Source organism: Azospirillum isscasi (assembly GCF_030849505.1).
In the GTDB taxonomy this organism is placed as follows: Bacteria; Pseudomonadota; Alphaproteobacteria; order Azospirillales; family Azospirillaceae; genus Azospirillum; species Azospirillum isscasi.
Window position 1 is genome coordinate 1 of the sequence record NZ_JAUJFI010000267.1, and the last position, 4,395, is coordinate 4,395.

The following is a 4,395-nucleotide window of genomic DNA, read 5'->3' on the forward strand; positions in this document are numbered from 1 at the left end:
TGGTGGAGCCGAGGAGGGACACGTTGTAGCTCCGTCTGGTCGGGACGGCGATATTGTCCGTCACTGGCTTCGGGCGGTCGAGTGGGTGTGATCGGGGCATCCTTCGGAGGCCCGATGGTCGGGCCTCGTGGCGGATCACCTTCGAACGGGGAAGTCAATATTCGGAATTCGGAGCCGAAATTTCCCTGAATTGACCGGAAATGGAATTTCGACTTCCGACCTCACGATATGCCTAAATACCTTCCGAGGGGCGGCACCCCTTTGAGGGCAAGCAAGTTATATCGTCATCAGTTCCTCGCAGGCGTGGTCGCCCTGCGGGTTTGTGCAAGACCATACTTGCTTGCCATGTGCCCGCCCGGTGTGCCGACCGGGCGGGCGTTTTTCTGGCAGGCAAGAAATGACCCGAGAATACTTTGTCACGACGTTCGACAGCCGCGGGGACAACCGCGTCGTGACCACCCAGGCCGTGACCTGGGAGGATTTCCTCGATTATCTCCCGTCCCACCACCTCGTCCAGGACAAGAAGCGGACCGCGATGTTCGTTCCGGCGGCGTTCCGCGACGACACCAGCGACTACGACCCGGTGGTGGACGAGGTCACCGGCACGCCGGTGATCAACCCCGCCAGCGGCAAACCGTACATCCGCCGCTCCGCCGCCAACGTCCTGGGGTACAGCATGGTCGTCGCCGACATCGACGGCGGCTGGACGATCCCGGACGCCATCGAGCACTTCGCCGAGTTCACCTACTTCGCCTACACCTCGTACAACCACCTCGTGGTCGATGAGGATCACCCGGAGCCGGCCGACCGTTTCCGGATCGTCCTGCCGCTCGCCGAGGACTGCCCGGTCGGCGAGTGGTACGCCCGCCGCAAGGCCATGCTGGCGTGGCTCGGACCGGTGGACCGCTCGACCCTGGCGGTGTCGCGGCCCTTCTACATCCCGGCCTGTCACCCCGACCACGCGGGCGACGCCCTGATGTGGATGAACGCCGGCCGACTGCTGGACTGGCGGGCATTCGCCGCCGAGACCTTCGTGGCCCCGGTGCTCACCGGCGACGCCATCGTCGGGCCCCAGGCGACCCGGTACGCCGAGGTCGCCCTGGAGCGGGAGGCCGAGGCCCTCCGGCACACCGGCCAAGGCGGCCGGAACCCCAAACTCCACGAGGCCGCCTTCAACCTCGGCCAACTGGTCGCCACCGGTGCCCTCGACCGCGTCGTGGTGGAAGCCCGGCTGACCGAGGCGGGCCTCGCCGCCGGCCTCGGCGAGACCGAGATCCGGCGGACGCTGCGGAACGGCCTGGAGGCCGGTCTGCAGCGTCCGCGAAACCTTCCCCCCACCAAGCCGTCCTTCCGCGACCAACTGCGGGAGAAATACTTCCAGAAAAAACAAGGGAATCGCAAAATCGCGAACAACTGACATGGCAAACGAGAACCTGACGGCCTTCATGGAGAAGGTCCTGTCGCAAAACGACTACCAGCCGACCCGCGACGATGTGCGGGAATTCCGGCGGCTCGCCGTCGAGGCCGGCAAGCTCGACCACGAGACCTACGAGGACATCCGGGAATTCTGGGTGGTCCGGATGGGCAAGAACGCGGCTGACGCCGCCCGCGAGGTCCGGGACCTCCGGATCGTCCACGACCTCGGTGGCCAGCCCCACACCGGGCGGGAGTTCATCGACCTGTTCATGACCTCCCGCGGCTACCGGCAGCGGCTCGACGGGATGTACGACTGCCCGCCGACGCCGGACGGCCGGACCATTCTGTCCGAGTCCTACGTCTGGGACGCCATCGTCGAGTGGGTGGGCGATCACGGCGGCACCTTCCGGACCGACCACCTACGGGCGACGCTGAACCGCTTCAATACCGACACCCACCGGCTGATGCTCAAGGAGACGGCCGAAGCCCTGGCCTTCGACGGCGATCCGCGAGCCGACCGATGGAACGACCTCGTGACCGCCCTCCTGCATCCCGACAAGCGGGCTGACGCCGGGTTCGTCGCCGCCTGCACCATCGTGCTCCGGAGCTTCATCTGGCGGGTCAAACGGCAGATGGCCGGCCACCAGGAGACGGTGCACATCATGCCGTACCTGTTCTCGCCCAAGCAGGGCACCGGCAAGAGCCTGTTCTCCGGCTGGTTCCTCGGCCCCATCGGCGATGGCGTGTTTCAGGCGGGCTTCGACCTGTTCAGCGACCGCTCAATGACTGGGCTGCTGCGGACCGCCCCGGTGATCTGGTTCGACGAGATGGCCAACGCCAGCAAGGCCGACGCCAATACGGTGAAACGGCTGATGACGGCGAAGCACGCGGTCTTCCGGGAGCTTTACCAGAAGGCCGGGAAGGATCTGGTGTTCTCGACCTTCTTCGGTTGCGGCAACTTCCCCCTGTGCGACGTGATCCGCGATCCCTCGGGGACCCGGCGGTTCTTCGAACTGGAGACCCAGGATCGGATTCCGGTCGATCAGTTCCAGAAGGATCTCGACGCCCGCGATCTCTGGCGGTCGGTGGACGAGACGGCGGTGTGTCCGTACCTCGACGGCGGCAACCTGACCCTGGTCGAGACCTACCAGATGGTCCAGGCCCAGGTCCATCCGGTGCTCCAATGGTTCCAGACCGACTACCCGACGACCGGCTCCTGGACCAAGGCGACGAACCTCTGGGAGAGCTTCGCCGAGTGGGAGCGGCGGTATTTCAGCGGGTTGCCGACGACGCAGAAGACCTTCGGCAACATCCTCCGGGCCGAACTGCCCAAGTACGGCTGGACGGTCGAGAGCAAGGTCAGCAACGGCATCCAGTACTGCCTCACCCCGCCGATGCCGGAGGCCGAGCCCGACGGTGGCGGCCAGCCGGCCAACCCGCGGGGGCAGGTGCTGGCCTTGGTTCGCAAGTCGGCGTGACGCAGCGGCCGGGCCGGCTCTGTCCGGCCCGGTTCGACCGGCGGCACGTCGCCCTGGGCGGAAGGATCGTGGAAGGATCGCGTCCCGATCCTTCCATCGGAAAACCCAAGAAAATCAACGGCTCCAGATGGATTTGGAAGGATGGAAGGATGAAACCTTTCCCTTCAGCCTAAACTGAAAAGGAACAGGGGAGAGGACGGGGAAAGGTGTAGGGGAGTTTTGATCCTTCCATCCTTCCATCCTTCCATCCTTCCAAACCCAGCATTTCCAACGGCTTCAGCCGGAACGAAGGTTCCGCGATCCTTCCACCGATGGTTCCGCGGCCGAGCCGGCCGGCGGGAGCCGGACCGGCAGCCCGCTCCGCCGCCTCACCCCCAGGCGTCCTCCAGCCGATGGGCGGTGTCGGCCGACCGGCACCCGACCTGGACGGCGACCCGGTTGGCATCGAGGTTGGCGTCGAGGATTTCCACGTCGGCGTGGTCCTCAGCGAAGGACCGGAACCGAGCCCAATCCAGGCTGTCCAGCATCAGGGCGACGGTGTGGGCGTGGTGCCGGTTGGACTGCCGGCTGCGGTTCCAGAACAGGTCGGTCATCTTCATCAGAGGCTCCATGCTGCCATGACGCCCAGGCTGGCGTCCCGGTATTTACCGGCCGGCCCGCCCTGACCGGTTCCTCGCCGGGCTCAGCCGGCGGCGACTGGCTGCTCGGGCAGCATGGCCTTGATCCGCGACACCGTCGTGGGGCTGGCCCCGGTCTGCCGGGCGACCGCCCGGACGCCGGTGCCGGCGGCCAGGGCCTCCTGGATCTGTCGGACCAGCTTCGGCTCCATCGGCGGCCGGCCGATCCGGGTGCCCTTCGCCTTGGCCCGGTCCAGACCGGCCAGGACCCGCTCCCGGATCATTTCGCGTTCGAATTCCGAAAATACGCCGAGCAACTGGAACATCATCCGACCCGACGGCGTGCTGGTGTCCACGCCCTGGCGGTGCAGGTACAGATCGACGCCGCGGGCCTGGATGTCCGCCAGGAATCCTACGAGGTCCTGAAGGGAGCGGCCCAGCCGGTCCACCGACCACGCCGCCACCATGTCGAACTCCCGGCGGGCGACGCCTCGCAGCAGGGCGTCGAAGCCGGGACGCTGATCCCGGCCCTTCGCCCCAGAGATGCCGGTGTCGGTATGAACGGCGACAACAATCCAGCCCAGCCGCTCGCCGACCTCCTGGAGTTGGCGAAGCTGGTTCTCGACCGTCTGGTGCCGGTCGGTGCTGACCCTGGCGTAGATCGCGACCTTCTTCATGCCCCCAGGGTCGCACGGATCGCCGACCTGTCAACAAACCGGGTGGTTCCGGGACACCACCGGACAGTTCGCCGGAGCCCGTGTTTCCAAGGGCTCGGCGGGGCGGAGTCCAGAGGGGGTTTCGGAACACCCGCCGCAGGGCTACGGAAGGAGGCGATGGGCGGTCCCCATGCCCTCAGTCGAACTGTTTCCGGAAACAGATCGGGG

General features: G+C 66.5%; 4 protein-coding genes. 2 read left to right on the forward strand and 2 right to left on the reverse strand.

Annotated elements, in window-relative coordinates:
• Positions 1 to 451 precede the first annotated feature (451 nt).
• Together QSG27_RS27830 and QSG27_RS27835 are read left to right on the forward strand one after the other, a co-directional pair.
• Entirely contained in the window at positions 452 to 1,417 is a 966-nt protein-coding gene (locus tag QSG27_RS27830) for a hypothetical protein (protein WP_306711964.1), read from the forward strand.
• A 1-nt stretch (position 1,418) separates the two neighbouring features.
• Positions 1,419 to 2,894 (forward strand): VapE domain-containing protein, encoded by a 1,476-nt coding sequence (locus QSG27_RS27835; RefSeq protein WP_306711966.1) that lies wholly within the window; start codon positions 1,419 to 1,421, stop codon positions 2,892 to 2,894.
• A gap of 368 nt (positions 2,895 to 3,262) precedes the next feature.
• Here the strand turns inward: QSG27_RS27835 and QSG27_RS27840 are convergent, their stop codons facing one another.
• Complete coding sequence (locus tag QSG27_RS27840; RefSeq protein WP_306711968.1) at positions 3,263 to 3,493, reverse strand: hypothetical protein; 231 nt, start codon at positions 3,491 to 3,493, stop codon at positions 3,263 to 3,265.
• Positions 3,494 to 3,576: 83 nt separating this feature from the next.
• On the reverse strand, positions 3,577 to 4,188 hold the full coding sequence (locus QSG27_RS27845; RefSeq protein ID WP_306711970.1) for a recombinase family protein: 612 nt from the start codon (positions 4,186 to 4,188) through the stop codon (positions 3,577 to 3,579).
• Between the last annotated feature and the right edge of the window lie 207 nt (positions 4,189 to 4,395).